The following is a 15,294-nucleotide window of genomic DNA, read 5'->3' as shown; positions in this document are numbered from 1 at the left end:
TGTCGATGCTGTGCGTCACCCGATCACCCGCTGGAGAGGAACGAGTCGATGATCGACACCGCTCGCCCCACCCCCACCGCATCCGAGCGTGCCGCCAGACGGCCGCCCACTGCCGCCACCGAACCCCTCGACGTCGCCGCCCGGCGTCGACGTCGCGACGGCCGCCGTCGTGCCGCGACGACCGACCTGCTCGGCGTCCTCGCCTGGGTGTCGGCGGCCTTCGCCGTGGCGCTCTGGCTGATGTCGCCCGGCTCGCACACCGTCGTCGGCATCGGCGGCTGGCTCACCGATGCCGGGATCGTCGCCGGGCTCATCGCGACCGACCTCGTGCTCGTGATGCTCGTGCTCGCCGCGCGGGTGCCGCTGATCGACCGGACGTTCGGCCAGGACAACGCCATCGCAGTGCACCGCTCGCTCGGCAAGCCCGTGCTGTACCTGCTGCTCGCGCACGGTGCGCTCCTCACCCTGGGGTACGGCGCCTCGGCGGGGACCGGTCCGATCGCGCAGACGATCGCGCTGTTCTCGTCGCCGGACATGCCGCTGGCGTACCTCGGGCTCGGGCTGTTCGTGGCCGTCGTGGTGTCGTCGCTGGTCGCGGTGCGCAGTCGCCTGCCGTACGAGGCCTGGCACGGCATCCACCTGCTGAGCTACGCCGCCGTGCTCGTGGCCCTGCCGCACATGCTCAGCGCCGGCAGCGTCCTGGCGCAGGGCACGTGGCAGCGGGTCTACTGGATCGCGCTCTACGTCGTCGCGCTCGGGCTGATCGCCGTGTACCGCTTCGCGATGCCGCTCGTCGTGACCTTCCGGCACCGCATCCGGGTCGTCGGCGTCGAGCCCGTCGCACCGGGCGTCGTGTCGATCCACCTCGCCGGCCGCGACCTCGACCGGCTCGGGACCCGGGGCGGGCAGTACGGCGTGTGGCGGTTCTGGACCGCCCGCACGTGGTGGCACGCGCACCCGGTCTCCTTCTCCGCCGTCCCCGGCCGCGACCGTGCCCGGATCACCGTCCGCGACCTCGGTGCCGGGTCCGCGCGGCTCGGCCGGATCACCCCGGGAGCGTTCGTCTCGCTCGAGGGCCCGTACGGCCTGTTCACCAGTCGCGCCCGGACGGCACCGTACCTGGCGCTCGTCGCCTCGGGCATCGGCATCACGCCGGTGCGCGCCCTGCTCGAGGACACCGACCTGCGCCCGGGCGAGGCGACCGTGCTGCTGCGCGGATCCGACGCGGACCAGCAGTACCTGTGGCACGAGACGGCCGACCTGGCCGCGGCGACCGGCAGCCGCTTCTTCACGATGGTCGGTCGCCGGGCCACGTCCCGAGCGAGCTGGATGACCGAGGACGACCTCCGTCGCGGGGTCTCCCTGACGTCGGTGTTCCCGCGACTGCTCGACTCCGACCTGTACGTGTGCGGCCCGCAGGCGTGGTCCGACCAGGTCGTCCTCGAGGCGCGGCTCGCCGGCGTCCCGGAACACCAGATCCACCAGGAACGGTTCGGGTCATGAGGGCCCGCGTCGTCGCCGGCGGTGTCGTCTCGTCGATCGCCGTCCTCGTCATCGGCTGGCAGCTCGGCGCCCAGCCCGCCGTCACCGCTCCCGCCCAGCAGAGCACCACGTCCGGCAGCGGCACGACCGGCAGTGACGCGACCGGCAGCAGCGCCAGCGGGAGCACCGGGACCGGGAGCAGCGGCAGCACCGGGACCGGCTCGGCGGCCTCCGGCACCTTCACCGGCACGACCGCCCAGACCCGGTACGGGCCGGTGCAGGTCCAGATCACCGTCGCGAACGGCACGATCACCGACGTCACGGCGCTGCAGCTGACGAACGACGGCGGTCGGTCCGTCCAGATCAGTCAACAGGCGGCACCGATCCTCCGCCAGGAGGCCCTCCATGCGCAGTCCGCGAAGATCCAGTCGGTCAGTGGTGCGACCTACACCAGTGACGGCTACACGACGTCGCTGCAGTCCGCCATCGACCAGGCCGGGCTGTGAACCGCGTCCTGACCTTCGCGACGATGGGCACCGTCGTCAGCCTGCGGGGCGCGAGCCCCGCGGCTGCCGCGGCGGTGCGCGCCGTCTTCGCGGGCTACGACCACCGGTACAGCCTGTACGACCCGTCGTCGGTGCTGAGTCGGGTCGCAGACGGGTCCCTGCGACTCACGGAGGCCCCCACCGAGGTGCGCGACGTCTACGCCCTGGCCCTCGACTGGCGGGAGCGGACCGGGGGCGCGTTCACCCCGCACCGGCCCGACGGCGTGGTCGACCTGTCCGGGGTCGTCAAGGCCCTCGCGATCCAGGACGCCGGCGCGGTGCTCGACGCCGCACCCCCTGAGGACGACCCGGACGGCGCCGACGACGACCTGCCCGACGGCTGGATGATCAGTGCCGGCGGCGACGTGCTCGCCCGCGGGCACCACCGACCGGACGAGTCGTGGAGCGTGGGCGTCGTCGACCCCGGCCGACGTGACACCGTGGTCGGGATCGTGCGGCTCGACGCACCACGCCGCGCCGTCGCGACGTCCGGGACCGCCGAACGGGGCGAGCACATCTGGCGGCGTGCCGTGCCGACCTTCGTCCAGGCGACCGTCATCGCCGACGACGTCGTCACGGCCGACGTGCTCGCAACGGCGGTGGTCGCGGGGGACGAGGACGACCTCCGTCGCCTGACGAACGACGCGGACGTCGACGTGCTGGCGTTCGCCGCGGACGGCACGGTGTGGGCGACGCCGGGCGCGGCCGGGACGGTCACGGCCGGCGACGACGCGGCGTCCGCTCGGGTCCTCGGTCGGCGCTGACGGCTCAGGAAGCCGGCTGCGCCCTGCCGATGACCACGAGTCGCCAGGTGCTCGGCCGGTCGCTGTCGAAGCCGCTGCAGGCGACGCTGTCGATGCCGGCGGAGGTCCCGCGGGGGACGTCGATCCGGTGCGGGCTGTCGCGACACGCCATCGTACCGACCGTGGTGTCTCGGGTCGCGTCGCCGGCGACCGTGCGGATCACGGCTCGCATCGCTCCGTTGCCGTAACAGGAGAACTCGAGGTGGTCCACGGGCTGCGACGCGGGGAACTGCAGCCGGACGCCGGGTCGGATCTCCTGCGGTGCCTGCTCGCCGGCGTCGACGTCCGCGACGAGCACGCCGAGCACGGCGGGATCCGCTTCGGTCGCCAGGTCCTGTTGCCGTTGCCAGGCGCTGAGCGCACCGGCATCGGACGACGGACTGGAGCACCCGCCGAGCAGCGCCACCCCGAGGACGGCCACGAGGACAGCCGGGACCCGGAGCACGGCGCGCGCCTCAGCCGCGCTGGCGGCGCAGGGTCTCGCTCGGGCGTTCCCCGAACCGCTCGCCGTAGGCACTCGCGAACCGCCCGAGGTGGTGGAACTGCCAGTCCCGTGCCACGTCGGCGACCGAGGCGGCCTCACCGGCCTCGATCTCGCGGTGGGCACCGTCGAGGCGCAGGTCGCGCAGGTACCGGGTCGGGGTCGTGCCGAGGTCACGGGCGAAGGCGTTCTGCAGGCCGCGGACGCTGAGCCCCGACGCGGCGGCGAGGTCCTCGAGCGACAGGGCCGTCCGCGCATCGTGGTGCATCAGGTCGAGGACGCGTGACACCGCGGTCGAGGCGGCAACCGGCACGGCGCGGACGGGGAACGCGCACACGACGGCGTCCGCCACCCGGGCGTTGAGCGCGGCGCGGGCGGCACCGGTGACCGTCGGGTCGACCAGGCCGGGTGTCGACCGCCGGAGTTCGCCCTGCAGACGACGGAGTGCGTCGGTGCCGTCCGGCTGCTCGTCGAAGGCGAGCGGCCCGGCGAGGTGCACCCCCCGTGCTGCGAGGCACCGCCGGAGCAGTTCCTCGGAGAGGTGCAGCATCGTCACCTTGCGGGTGTCGGCGGTGAAGTCGTAGACGACCCCAGCGGAGAGCAGCATCGGGCGTCCGGGGGTGGCGGTGAGCGTCTCGGCTTCGTCGGGGGTCACGGTCGCCGTACCGTCGCCGATCCAGAAGACGATGTGGTCGGGCCGTTGCTGCATCCGACCGACGCGCGTGCCCTCCACCGTCGCGCCGCGCATCGACAGGTCGGCGTCACCGGCCCCGCTGTACTGGAACTGATCGAGGGACCCGTCCACGCCCTCGGACAAGCCGTACGTGGCCTCGAGCTCGGGTCCACGGTGCTCGCTCACTGCCACGACCCGGTAGGTCCGGAAGGTGGGCGGCCGTTCCGGGAGCGGCATCGCCGTCACGGGGTCATCCTGACACGAGCGCCGAGGGCTCCGCGACCCGCGACCGTGGGGTGTCGGGGCAGGATGGAGTCGTGGACACACCCGTACGGCACGGCCGACCCGACGTCACGACGACCGAGATCGTCGGCGGTCCAGAACCCCTGGTCGTCGGCCTGCACGAGACCGACGACACCTGGCCCCGGGTGTACCGGCAGCACGAGCAGCGCATCCGCGAGGCCCTCGGCGACGGGTTCGACGTCGCGGTCGAACACATCGGGTCCACGGCGGTCCCGGGGCTCGCGGCGAAGCCCATCGTCGACCTGGTCGTCGTGGTGCCGGACGTCGCCGACGAGGCCGCGTACCTCGACGCACTGCTCGGCGCGGGGTACGAACTGCGCGTGCGCGAACCGGGACACCGCCTCGTCCGCACCCCCGAGCGCGACGTGCACGTCCACGTGTACCAGCAGGGCGCCCCGGCCGTGGACGCGTACCTGCTCCTCCGCGACCACCTGCGCACCGTCGCCGCGGACCGGGCGCTGTACGAGCAGACCAAGCGGGACCTGCTCACGCGGCGGTGGGACGACATGAACGCCTACGCCGACGCGAAGACCGCCGTGATCGAGGCGATCAAGGAGCGCGCCCGCGCCCGGAGGCGGTCCGAGGGCGCCTGACGGGGCGTCGAGCAGCATGTGGAAGGATCGTCTGGTGGACGGACGGGCAGCACCGGTCGCCGTGGTCATCGCGGCGATGAGCGAAGAGGTCGACGCCTTCGCCGACCTGGTCGGGGGTGTCCCCGCCGCGTACGGTCCCGTGGGTGGCCACGACGGCCACCAGTTGTTGGCGTTCGACGGCGCCACCGTCGCCGTGCAGCGGAGCGGGATCGGCTTCACGAACGCGACCGCGGCCGTCGCCCACGCGTTCCACGACTTCGGCGCGATCCCGGTGATCAGCGTCGGGACGGCCGGCGGACTGATGCACGGCGTGGCGATCGGCGACGTCGTGGTGGGGGACCGGTACGTCAACCTCAACGCCGACGCCACCGCGTTCGGGTACGCGCTCGGCCAGGTGCCCGGCATGCCGACCGGGTACGCGCCCGACGACCGCATGGTCGCACTCGCCCTGGCCTCCGGCACGCAGCACCCCCTGCGCTCGGCGACGATCGGCTCGAGCGAGGTCTTCGTGACCGAGGAACGTGCCCGCGTGCTCCGTGCAGCGTTCCCGACGGTGGCCGCGGTGGACATGGAGTCCGCCGCGATCGCCCAGTTCGCCCACGTGCACGCGATGCCGTTCGTGTCGGTCCGCGGCATCAGCGACCTCTGCGCTCCCGACGGCGACGAGTTCCGCCTGCACCTCGACGACGCCGCTGCCCGCGCGGCCGAGGTCGTGCACGACGTCGTGCGGGGCCTCGCCGCCTGACGCGTCGGACACGGCGGTCCCGGGCGCCTGGTTGACTCGACCCGAGGACTCCGAGCGGCCCACGCCGGTCCGAGCGAGAGGCTGGTGGTGTCCGTGCGGTCGATGACCCTGCGTGTGCGGGAGTCGTTCTGGTTCCTGCCCGCGGTGTTCGGCGTCGCGGCGATCGTGGCGGCCGAGGTCCTGGTCGCCGTCGACCACGCGGTGGTCGACGGCGGCGTCCGGATCGCGGTGCTCGATGCCCTCAGCGCCAGCGGTGGACGCTCGATCCTGACGACGATCGGCACCGCGATGCTCACCGTGGCCGGGACGTCGTTCTCGATCACGATCTCGGTCCTGGCCACGACGTCCTCGACGTACGGGCCGCGCCTGGTCCGGAACTTCATGGCCGACCGCGCGAACCAGTTCGTGCTGGCGGCATTCACCTCGACGTTCCTCTACACGATCGTGGTCGTCCGCTCCGTGCACACCGCCGTCGACGACGGGTCGGCCTTCGTCCCGGTCGTGGCCGTGCACGTCGCGGTGCTGCTCGGGATCGTCGACGTGGCCGTCCTCGTCTTCTTCATCCACCACATCGCGACGAGCGTGCAGATCACCTCGCTGCAGAAGCAGGTGCAGGTGGACCTGGTGGCGGCCCTCGACCACGCCTTCGTCGACCGCGACGAGTCGCACGCCACGGTCACCGTCGCGCCGCAGCATCGCCGGCCGGACGGCGGCAGGATGATCCGTGCCGCTTCGGACGGATCCGTGCAGTCCGTGGACTGGCAGCGGCTGGTGGCCTGGGCGACGCGGCACGACCGCGTGGTCGACATGCTGGTGATGCCCGGCGACCACGTGATCGTCGGTGATCCGGTGGTCGTCGTGACCCGGCCGTCCGACGGCACGACGGCACCCGGAGCGGACCTCGAGACCCCTGACGACGGTGCTGCCCGCGCGCTCCGTGGGTGCATCACGATCGGGACCGCGCGCACACCGGTGCAGGACGTCGGGTTCGCGCTCCAGCAGCTCGTCGAGATCGCCGTGCGTGGGCTGGCCAGCGGCACGAACGACCCCTACACGGCGGTGACCGCGCTCGAGATGGCGGCCGGAGCGCTGGTCCCGGCCTGGCGTGACCGTGACGCCGTCACCGGTCACCTGGACGACGCGGGAGTGGTGCGGGTGCTGCCGCACTGGCCGCGGTTGGAGGACCTGGTGGCGTCCGTCTTCGAGGGCGTCCGCACCTACGGCTCAGAGCACCCCATCGTCCTCCGTGCGGCGCTGCGGCTCGCGGAGCGCCTGGCCGAGGTCGGTCAGGACGAGCGCGCGCGTCTCGCGGAGCAGTCCGTCCAGGAGCTCCGGCGGGCGTTGGCCGCCTGACGCGTCCCGATCCCGGATCGCACCGTGCGAGGTTCCGGACACCGTGCGAGGCCCTGTCCTCGCACCGTGTGCAGAACCCCGCACGGCGCGCGCCGACCTCGCACGGTGCGAGGTCGGCGGTTGCGGATCAGGAGCCCGACGTCGGGGCGTCGGTCGGGGCGGCCGGCGCGTCCGAGGGGTTCGGCGCGTCGGACGGCTTCGGCGCGTCCTTGCCGTCCTTGCCCGCGCTGCCGGACGGCGCGGCCGGCGGCTTCGGAGCGTCCTTCGGCGGCTTCGGGGCAGTACCGTCGGCCTTCGGCGCAGCACCCGCAGCCGGGCCGCACGTCGCTCCAGCACCACCAGCACCCGGGCCACCAGCACCCGGGCCTCCGGCACCAGGACCAGCGGCAGGGCCACCAGCAGCCGGAGCCCCGGACGGAGCACCGGACGGAGCGCCCGACGGCGCACCCGAAGGAGCCCCGGACGGCGCCCCCGTCGGCGCACCCGACGGGGCCCCCGTCGGCGCCGCGACCGGGCTGCCCCCGCCGTTGCCGGCCGCGACCGCGGCCGTGACCCCGACGCCGCCGATCAGCACGGCGACGATCGCCGCGCCGATCCCGAGCCGGCGTCCCAGGCCCGGACGGCGACCCGTCCCGGTGGCAGCGGCCGACGTGGCGACCGGTGTCGGGCCTCCCGTCAGCTGGTGGGGGAACTGCTCGGTGGGCTGGTGGTCGGGCTCGTGTCGGGGGAACTCGCGAGTCGGTTCGTCGTTGTCGGTCATGGTGTCTCCAGTTCGTCTCCGGCACTCGCCGGCCCGGCGGTCCTGCCGGTGAGGACCACGCTCGAAGCCAGAACTGAAGCATCACTGAAGCCCAGGTTCTCCCCAGGTCGTTCCATGCTCCGTGACTGCAGCGCCGACGTACGGTGTCCGCCGTGTCCACTCCTGCCCGCGTCCTGCTCGTCGACGACGACGAGACCATCCGCCTCGCCGTCGCCCGCTCCCTGCGGGACGAGGGCCTCGTCGTGCTCGACGTCCCCGACGGCTCCGCGCTGCAGCAGGACCTGACCCGGTTCGTGCCGGACCTGGTCCTGCTCGACTGGATGCTGCCCGGCGCGAGCGGCATCCAGCTCGCCGCCCGGGTCCGGACCGGCTCCGACGCGGCGATCGTCATGCTGACCGCACGGGACGAGGTCGACGACCGGCTGCGGGGCTTCGCCGAGGGTGCGGACGACTACGTCGTGAAGCCGTTCGCGATGGCCGAGCTCGTCGCCCGGGTGACGGCAGTGCTCCGGCGTCGTGGTCGGATCCCGGCCGTCGTCGAGGTCGGCGACCTGGTGCTCGACCCCGACGCAGCGGTCGCCCGCCGCGGTGGGGTCGCGCTCGACCTCACCGCCACCGAGTACCGGCTGCTCGCCTTCCTCGCCGAGAGCCGCGGCCGCACGATGTCGAAGGGGCAGATCCTGACGCAGGTGTGGGGGTACGACAGCGTCGACCCGAACCTGGTCGAGGTGCACCTCAGCGCGCTCCGCCGCAAGATGGAGGCGCACGGCCCCCGCCTGGTCCACACGGTCCGCGGGCTCGGGTACCGCCTCAGCGCGGTGGCCGCATGAGTCGGCGTCCCCAGACGACCGGGACCCTCCGCACGGGCTCGCTCCGCGCCCGGACGGTGGTCGCGGTCCTGGTGCTCCTAGCCCTGCTCCTCGCCGGCCTGTCCGTCGCGGTCGAGGCGACGCTCGGCGGCCGACTCCGCGCGCAGATCGAGGACCGCCTGCGCGACCGGGCATCCGCGGCCGCGGCGCTGGTCGGCACCGTCGACGCGGACGACCTGGCCGACCGGCTCTCGATGCAGGGGCTCTCCGTGACGATCACGACGCGGGACGGCGGATCGGTCGAGGCCGGCCCGACTCCGGAACAGCTCAAGAAGGGCCCGCCGGACCCGGGTGGGTTGCCGGGACCCGCCGGTGCACGCCCGGGAGGCTCGGCCTCGTCCGACACGTCGGCCGCCGGCAGCGGGACGGCCGGCTCCACCGTCGCACGCGGCTCGGCGGCGCAGGTCACCATCACCGGGTCCCGCGTCACCGAACAGGACCGGCTCGTCACGCTCGTGTCGCAGCTCAGCGATGGGTCGACGATCCGGTTGACCGCGGGGACGGGGTCGGTCGACGAGGTGCTCGGCGAGCTCCGGTGGGTGATGCTCGGCGCCTCGGCTGGCTTCATGCTGCTGGCGGCGGGCGGACTGGTCCTCGTGGTGCGACGGACGATGCGGCCGCTCGACGAGATGACCCGGGCTGCCCGGTCGATCGCGCACGGGGACCGCGGACGGCGACTCCGGCCGGGTCGGTCGGACACCGAGATCGGACGGGTCGCCGTGGCGTTCGACGAGATGCTCGACGCGGTGGAGGGCGCCGAGCGCCAGGCCCTCGCGGCCGAGGCCCGGATGCGCGACTTCCTGTCCGACGCCGCACACGAACTCCGCACCCCTGTCGCCGGCATCCGCGCTGCCGCCGACACCCTCGTCCGCGCGCCGCTGGACGGGGTCGGCGGGCTCGACCCGCTCGAGCGCGAGGACCTCGCCGTGCACGTCGTGCGGCAGGCCGGACGTGCGTCGCGTCTGGTCGACGACATGCTCTTGATGGCACGGGTCGACCGCGGACTCCAGCTCGAGGTCGCGCCCGTCGACCTCGCCGCCCTGGTCCGGGTCGAGGCCGACCGCGCGCAGCTCCGAGCACCCGGGCTCCACCTCGACGTCGTCGCGTCCGGCGCTCCCGTCACGGTGCTGGCCGATGCCGACCGCGTGGGCCAGGTCGTCGGCAACCTGGTCGAGAACGCCGCGCGGGCGACCCGGGGGACCGGCACCGTGACGATGGCGGTCGATGCCTCCGGTGACGTCGGCGTCGTGCGGGTCACGGACGACGGCTCCGGCATCCCCGAGGCCGACCGCGAGCGGGTGTTCGACCGACTCGTCCGACTCGACGCGGGGCGCGACGACCAGAACGGCGGAGCAGGGCTCGGGCTCCCGATCGCTCGGGGCATCGCCCGCGCCCACGGCGGCGACCTGACGTGTCCGGCGGGTCCGGCGACCGTGTTCGTGCTCACCGTGCCGGTTGCCCAGTCCGACCACGACGTCGCTGACGCGGATGACGAATCCGGTCCGCGCACTGCGGGGATCGGGGACCGGATTCGTCATCCACAGAACGGGGCTCCGCTCCGCACGGCGCCGGTCCGGGCGTAGGCTCCGGCGCAGCACCACCGCAGCATGCCGACGACGACGTCGGGGACGTGCGGTGACGCCTCAACGACGAGAGCGAGATGCCGTGCGCCGAGCACTGACCGTCCTGACCACCGTGGCGACGCTGGTCCTGGGACTGACACCGGGCCTCCCGGCGGTCGCCGCCCCCACAGTGACCGCGCCGGCGGCCGCGACCACGGGCCGGGGCGGGGCCCTCGCGCCGACGCACCAGAACCCGATGGCGCTGGCCCTGCCGGACGGGCAGACGGCGGCGAGCTGCGCCGACCCGAGCGCGGTCCACGGTGTCGGCCGCGACCGCAACTGGTACCTGTACTGCACGTCGGACGCGCTGACCGCGACGGAGCTGGCCCCCGACGGCACGCTGGTGCAGCACGTCGTCCCGACCTACCGCTCGACCGACCTGACGCACTGGACGTACGTGGGCGATGCCTTCACGACCAAGCCGGCGTGGGTCGGTGCCGCGAACGGCATCTGGGCGCCCGACGTGGTCTCTCGGAACGGCCGCTGGTTCCTGTACTACGCCGCGTCGGACACCCCGGGTGCGGGTGCGCCGATCGGCGGTGGGTCGGCGGTCGGCGTCGCGACGAGCAGCAGCCCGACCGGGCCGTGGACGGACTCGGGCGGGCCGGTGGTGGCTCCGCAGGCAGCGCCGAACGGCACCGGGCAGCGGTGGGAGTTCGACCCCGAGGTCATCACCGACCGCGGGACCACGTACGTGTACTTCGGCAGCTACTTCGGCGGCGTGCACGTCCGGACCCTCAGCCGTGACGGCCTGCGCTCCGACCCGGCGAGTGAGCGCCTCATCGCGATCGACAACCGCTACGAGGGCGCGTACCTGATGCAGCACGACGGCTGGTGGTGGTTCATGGGCTCGGCCACGAACTGCTGCAACGGCGCGCTGACCGGGTACGGCGTGTTCGTGGCGCGGTCACGCAGCCCCCTCGGACCGTTCCTGGACCAGGACGGGGTGTCGATCACGAGCACTCGGGTCGGCGGGACGCCCCTGCTCGCGCAGAACGGCAACCGCTGGGTCGGGACCGGGCACGACACGGTCGTCACGGACTTCGCCGGGCAGGACTGGATCATCTACCACGCGGTGGACCGCACCGACCCGTACTACGCGGGCCAGCCCGGGTACACGAAGCGTCCGGTGCTCATCGACCCGCTGGACTGGCAGGGCGGTTGGCCCTCGGTCCGTGGTGGTGCCGGCCCGTCCGACAGCGTGCAGCCCGGACCCGTCGCGCAGCCGGGGGAGCGGGCGATGTACCGGCCGACGACGGCACCGGTGGACGTGCCCGGACGCCTGCTCCGCTCCGCGTCGACCTCCTTCGACGGCGACGCCCTGCCGCCTCAGCTCACCTGGACCCGGCAGCCGGACCCCTCGACGTGGTCGGTCAGTGGCGGGGCGTTCCGCTGGCAGACACAGGCAGCGGACCTGCATCCGCCGGCGACCCCGCTGGCGTCCGTGCTCTCCGAACCGGCGCCCCGTGGTGACTGGGTCGTCCAGACCACGGTCGCGGTCGACACCCCGGCGAGTGGGGACGGTGTGTACAACTACGTGCAGGGCGGCCTCATCGTGTACGGCTCCGACGGCGACTACGTCCGGCTCGTGTCGAACTCGATCTTCGACACGCGGCAGACGGAGTTCGGCACGCAGGACTCCACGCAGCCAGCCGGCGCTCCGACCTACGGCAACATGGTCGTCGGCCCGGTCGGGGACACCACGACGCTCCGGATCGTGCACCGGGTCGTCGGGGGCCAGGACCAGTACACGGCGTACACCAGCGCTGACGGTCGGCACTTCGTCCGCGGCGGCACCTGGACGGCCGACCTCGGTGACTCCCCGCGCATCGGGCTCATCTCGCTCGGTGGCGTCGGGTTCACGAGCACGTTCGACGAGCTGCGTGTGAGCACGGTGGTGTCAGTGCGCGGCTGAGGCGTCGAGCGCGGCATCGGGCGGCGTGAGAGGACACGCAGGCTCGACCGGGTGTCGACGCCGCAGCCCTAGGGTTGGCCGGATGGGGAACGAGAACGGATCCGGTCGGCGGCGCGGCGGACTCATCGGGATGGCGGTGGTCGGGGCCTACCTGGTGCTGCGGTTCGGGTACCTGGCGTGGCGCGAGCACGAGGACGGCATGTCGACGCCCGCGGTCATCGGCTCGGTCGCGCTCTACGCGGTCGGCATCTTCGCGGTCATCGAGATCGTGTTGGCGGTGCAGAACGCCACGACCCGCCGCCGTGAGGCCGCCCTGGCGCAGCAGCACCCGGGCGCGGTCCTCGTCCCCGTCCTGCTGCAGAACGACGTCGCCACCGACCTGCGCCGCACGGCGGCGATGCTCAACGTCGCCCTGACGGACGCCGTGCCGCGTCGTGGACACGCCACGGCGGTCGCGGACCGGAACGGCATCGGGATCTACGTCGGGGGCAGCACGCCCCGCCTCGTGCTCGGGCTGCCGCGCGACGTGGTCCAGAGCGTCGGGAGCGGCGAGACGTCCGCCGCGGGACGGTACCGGTTCGGCAAGGTCGACGCGCTCCGGGTGACCGTCGACAACGGGCAGTGGACCACCGTCGACCTGCCCGTGTACCGCACGGTGATCGGCTTCGCGAAGCACCTGCAGGGCGCCGAGCTGCAGGACCGGGCGCAGGCCGTGGCGGTCGCGGCCGGGGTGCGGCACGACGTCGTGGCCAAGCCGGTCGGCTGACGAGGGGACAGCCCGATCGGCTGCGCGTCAGTCGACGGGTCGGAACACCCGGATCGCCGGAGCGTCTCCGGCGTCGTGCGTCTCGTCCGTCATCCGCCAGGTCCGCCCGTCGTGGTCGAGGGTGTCCGGCAGTTCGCCGCGGACCAGGATGCGCACGGCGGGCTCGTCGCCGTCCACCAGGTCGACGCCGTGGGCATCGGGTTCGTCGGGGTGGTCGTCGGGGACTTCCTTCACGAACTCGCTCATGACCTCCAGTGAACTCGTTCGCGCTGCGGACGGCCGCGGACACGCCCGGAACCGGCCGTCGGTCAGCGGAGCCCCGGGGAGCCGGGTACACTGGACCGCAGCACGGTCGTCAGGTCGTGCGATGCGGATGTGGCGCAGTGGTAGCGCATCACCTTGCCAAGGTGAGGGTCGCGAGTTCGAATCTCGTCATCCGCTCGGGAACAACCGGCTCCACCCGGCCCTCACGACAGCCTCGACCTCGGTCGAGGCTGTCGTGGTCTCCGGGGCCGTCGAGCTTCCCGGGGCCGTCGAGCTTCCCGGGGCCGTCGAGCTTCCCGGGGCCGTCGTGGTTCCCGGGGCTCAGGCCGGGGACGTCACGCGGACCCCGGGCAGGCCGACCCATCGATGCGGCCCGTTGATGACCACCGTGACGAGGACGGTGTCGCACCCGCGACACCGGGCGACCGAGCCCATCGCCGTGCGGTGGACCCGCGCCGCGCCGAGCACGCCCATCGAGCCGCACCCCCGGCACCGCAGCCGCGCACTCGTGGCATCCGGGCCCAGGACGTCGGTCAGGTCACCGGCCAGGGCGTTGCCGTCGAGGACCGTCGTCATCAGCTGCCTCCGAACCGTTCCGCGCGGACGTCCCGCGTGTCGTGCCCCAGCTCCCCGAGCCAGGTCAGCACCTGCTCGACGAAGGGCGTCGACCCGCAGACGTAGACCAGGGCACCGGCCTCCGGCGGCAGCACCGCGTCCGCCAGCGTCGCGCGGGTCAGACGTCCCGCCGGGATCCCGGTACCGACCGGCGCCCGTCGGCTGTACACCGTGGTCAGGTCGAACGGCGCCGTCGCCCGCTGCGCCGCGTCGAGCTCGGTCCGGAAGAAGACGTCCTCGGGGGCCCGGACCGCGTACAGCAGGCGGAAGGGCTGCAGGTCCTCGGCCGCCGCGTGCGCGTCCACCATCGCCACCAGGGGGACGATCCCGGACCCGCCTGCGATCAGCTGCACCGGACGCTCTGACCCGGTCGGGCGCCAGACGAACCAGCCGCCGAGCGGCCCGTGCACCTCGAGGTCGTCGCCGACCTCGACCGCGTCGACCAGGAACGGGGAGACCTCGCCGTCGTCGACCCGGTCGACCGCCAACGTCACGCGGGTGCCGTCCCCCGACGACGCGATCGAGTACGAGCGGGTGGCCTGGTAGCCGTCCTCCGCGGTCAGGCGGAGGTCGAGGTGCTGCCCGGCGTCGTTGCCGGGCCAGGTCGGGACGTCGAGGACGATCCGGCGGGCGTTCGGGGTCTCCGGCGCGAGGGCGGCGACCGTGGCGTCGTGCCAGGCAGGACGCCGCCGTGGTGGCGCCGGCGGGGCGGGGGCGACCCGGGCCTCCAGGCCGGCGTCGTCGGTCGTGAGCTGCCCGCTCACCAGTACCGTTCCTCCTTCCACGGGTCCCCGTGCAGGTGGTAGCCGGCGTTCTCCCAGAACCCAGGCTCGTCGTCCGCCTGCATGACGATGCCGCGCACCCACTTCGCGCTCTTCCAGAAGTACAGGTGGGGGACCAGGAGCCGAGCGGGGCCGCCGTGCTCGGGCTCCAGGGGCTCGCCGTCGGCCTCGAACGCGATCCACGCCTTGCCGTCGAGCAGGTCCTCGAGCGGCACGTTCGTCGTGTAGCCGCCGGTGCTGTGCACCATGCAGAAGTCGAGGGCGGTCTCGACCTCGGCGAACAGCGCGTCGAGGGGGACCCCGCGCCAGGGCATGTCGAGCTTGCTCCAGTGCGTGACGCAGTGGATGTCGACGGTCACGTCCTGCACGCCGAGCGCCTGCACCTCGTCCCAGGTCCACGTCGTCAGGCCGGTCTCGGTGCGGATCGAGAACGTCCAGTCGGTCGGGGCGATGTCCGGCGTGGCACCGGCCGACAGCACCGGCCAGTCGTGCACGAGGGTCTGTCCCGGGGGGATTCGCGCGTCGTCCTGGTCGCGGCGGCGTCCGCCGAACCCGCGGGTGAAGGTCGCCATGGGTGTCTCCTGCTCGTCGGGTGGTGCGACGTGGCTCTCGCTCCTGCCCCGATCATGGCCCCGTCGACGCTCGCCCGTGTGTAACGAGTTCGTGAAGAGTGCCGTCCGGGACGTCCCGGAGTTCGCCACCGGCCGAGAATCCCTCTATCGT

At 73.3% G+C, this 15,294-nt stretch carries 17 protein-coding genes and 1 tRNA gene; 11 read left to right on the top strand and 7 right to left on the bottom strand.

All coding sequences use genetic code 11. The features are described from left to right. Positions 1-48: 48 nt before the first annotated feature. The 3 genes from BIU90_RS14330 to BIU90_RS14320 are packed head-to-tail and all read left to right on the top strand — an operon-like array spanning position 49 to position 2,791. Positions 49-1,503 (top strand): ferric reductase-like transmembrane domain-containing protein, encoded by a 1,455-nt coding sequence (locus BIU90_RS14330; RefSeq protein ID WP_071300841.1) that lies wholly within the window; start codon positions 49-51, stop codon positions 1,501-1,503. Further along, the gene (locus BIU90_RS14325; RefSeq protein ID WP_071300840.1) at positions 1,500-1,988 is read left to right on the top strand and encodes an FMN-binding protein; all 489 of its coding nucleotides are present in this window, start codon (positions 1,500-1,502) and stop codon (positions 1,986-1,988) included. Before BIU90_RS14330 ends, BIU90_RS14325 begins: the two co-directional genes overlap by 4 nt. Continuing rightward, a complete protein-coding gene (locus BIU90_RS14320; protein WP_254787060.1) occupies positions 1,985-2,791 on the top strand; it encodes an FAD:protein FMN transferase in 807 nt (268 codons plus the stop codon). The genes BIU90_RS14325 and BIU90_RS14320 overlap by 4 nt, the downstream gene beginning before the upstream one ends. A 4-nt stretch (positions 2,792-2,795) precedes the next feature. Here BIU90_RS14320 and BIU90_RS14315 read toward each other — a convergent pair whose 3' ends face one another. Together BIU90_RS14315 and BIU90_RS14310 are read right to left on the bottom strand one after the other, a co-directional pair. Next, the gene (locus BIU90_RS14315) at positions 2,796-3,275 is read right to left on the bottom strand and encodes a hypothetical protein (protein WP_071300839.1); all 480 of its coding nucleotides are present in this window, start codon (positions 3,273-3,275) and stop codon (positions 2,796-2,798) included. A gap of 10 nt (positions 3,276-3,285) precedes the next feature. Next, entirely contained in the window at positions 3,286-4,221 is a 936-nt protein-coding gene (locus BIU90_RS14310; RefSeq protein ID WP_254787078.1) for a helix-turn-helix domain-containing protein, read from the bottom strand. Positions 4,222-4,301: 80 nt separating this feature from the next. On the opposite strand from BIU90_RS14310, the gene BIU90_RS14305 reads away from it, so the two are divergent. The 3 genes from BIU90_RS14305 (at position 4,302) to BIU90_RS14295 (ending at position 6,978) form a co-directional block, all read left to right on the top strand. Beyond that, positions 4,302-4,880 carry a GrpB family protein gene (locus tag BIU90_RS14305; protein WP_071300837.1) on the top strand — a complete coding sequence of 193 codons (579 nt, stop codon included), beginning with the start codon at positions 4,302-4,304 and terminating at the stop codon, positions 4,878-4,880. A gap of 34 nt (positions 4,881-4,914) precedes the next feature. Next, positions 4,915-5,625 carry a 5'-methylthioadenosine/S-adenosylhomocysteine nucleosidase gene (gene mtnN, locus BIU90_RS14300; protein WP_175470224.1) on the top strand — a complete coding sequence of 237 codons (711 nt, stop codon included), beginning with the start codon at positions 4,915-4,917 and terminating at the stop codon, positions 5,623-5,625. A 102-nt stretch (positions 5,626-5,727) separates the two neighbouring features. Next, a complete protein-coding gene (locus BIU90_RS14295; RefSeq protein ID WP_139195284.1) occupies positions 5,728-6,978 on the top strand; it encodes a DUF2254 domain-containing protein in 1,251 nt (416 codons plus the stop codon). A gap of 127 nt (positions 6,979-7,105) precedes the next feature. Here the strand turns inward: BIU90_RS14295 and BIU90_RS18780 are convergent, their stop codons facing one another. Continuing rightward, positions 7,106-7,738 (bottom strand): hypothetical protein, encoded by a 633-nt coding sequence (locus BIU90_RS18780; RefSeq protein ID WP_071300834.1) that lies wholly within the window; start codon positions 7,736-7,738, stop codon positions 7,106-7,108. Between the two features lie 152 nt (positions 7,739-7,890). On the opposite strand from BIU90_RS18780, the gene BIU90_RS14285 reads away from it, so the two are divergent. The 4 genes from BIU90_RS14285 (at position 7,891) to BIU90_RS14270 (ending at position 12,910) form a co-directional block, all read left to right on the top strand. Then, the gene (locus BIU90_RS14285) at positions 7,891-8,568 is read left to right on the top strand and encodes a response regulator transcription factor (protein WP_175470223.1); all 678 of its coding nucleotides are present in this window, start codon (positions 7,891-7,893) and stop codon (positions 8,566-8,568) included. Then, positions 8,565-10,190, top strand: coding sequence for a cell wall metabolism sensor histidine kinase WalK (locus BIU90_RS14280; protein ID WP_071300832.1), 1,626 nt, complete (start codon positions 8,565-8,567; stop codon positions 10,188-10,190). The genes BIU90_RS14285 and BIU90_RS14280 overlap by 4 nt, the downstream gene beginning before the upstream one ends. An 82-nt stretch (positions 10,191-10,272) precedes the next feature. Then, entirely contained in the window at positions 10,273-12,144 is a 1,872-nt protein-coding gene (locus BIU90_RS14275; protein ID WP_217640927.1) for a family 43 glycosylhydrolase, read from the top strand. Between the two features lie 82 nt (positions 12,145-12,226). Further along, positions 12,227-12,910, top strand: coding sequence for a hypothetical protein (locus BIU90_RS14270; protein ID WP_071300831.1), 684 nt, complete (start codon positions 12,227-12,229; stop codon positions 12,908-12,910). Positions 12,911-12,937: 27 nt separating this feature from the next. Here BIU90_RS14270 and BIU90_RS14265 read toward each other — a convergent pair whose 3' ends face one another. After that, positions 12,938-13,156: a hypothetical protein gene (locus BIU90_RS14265; protein ID WP_071300830.1), complete on the bottom strand. Its 219-nt coding sequence runs from the start codon at positions 13,154-13,156 to the stop codon at positions 12,938-12,940. 123 nt (positions 13,157-13,279) lie between these two features. On the opposite strand from BIU90_RS14265, the gene BIU90_RS14260 reads away from it, so the two are divergent. Beyond that, positions 13,280-13,351: transfer RNA gene (locus tag BIU90_RS14260), tRNA-Gly, on the top strand. 144 nt (positions 13,352-13,495) lie between these two features. Here the strand turns inward: BIU90_RS14260 and BIU90_RS14255 are convergent. Genes BIU90_RS14255 through BIU90_RS14245 form a run of 3 tightly spaced genes read right to left on the bottom strand, consistent with a single transcriptional unit; the run spans position 13,496 to position 15,143 of the window. Further along, positions 13,496-13,750: a DUF6510 family protein gene (locus BIU90_RS14255; RefSeq protein WP_071300829.1), complete on the bottom strand. Its 255-nt coding sequence runs from the start codon at positions 13,748-13,750 to the stop codon at positions 13,496-13,498. After that, a complete protein-coding gene (locus BIU90_RS14250) occupies positions 13,750-14,553 on the bottom strand; it encodes a ferredoxin reductase (RefSeq protein WP_083403968.1) in 804 nt (267 codons plus the stop codon). The genes BIU90_RS14255 and BIU90_RS14250 overlap by 1 nt, the downstream gene beginning before the upstream one ends. Continuing rightward, complete coding sequence (locus tag BIU90_RS14245; RefSeq protein WP_071300828.1) at positions 14,550-15,143, bottom strand: molybdopterin-dependent oxidoreductase; 594 nt, start codon at positions 15,141-15,143, stop codon at positions 14,550-14,552. The genes BIU90_RS14250 and BIU90_RS14245 overlap by 4 nt, the downstream gene beginning before the upstream one ends. Positions 15,144-15,294 lie beyond the last annotated feature (151 nt).

It is taken from the genome of Curtobacterium sp. MCBA15_001 (assembly GCF_001864835.1).
GTDB lineage: Bacteria > Actinomycetota > Actinomycetes > Actinomycetales > Microbacteriaceae > Curtobacterium.
Note: the sequence above shows the minus strand (reverse complement) of the source record. Positions and strands in the feature narration are given on the sequence as shown.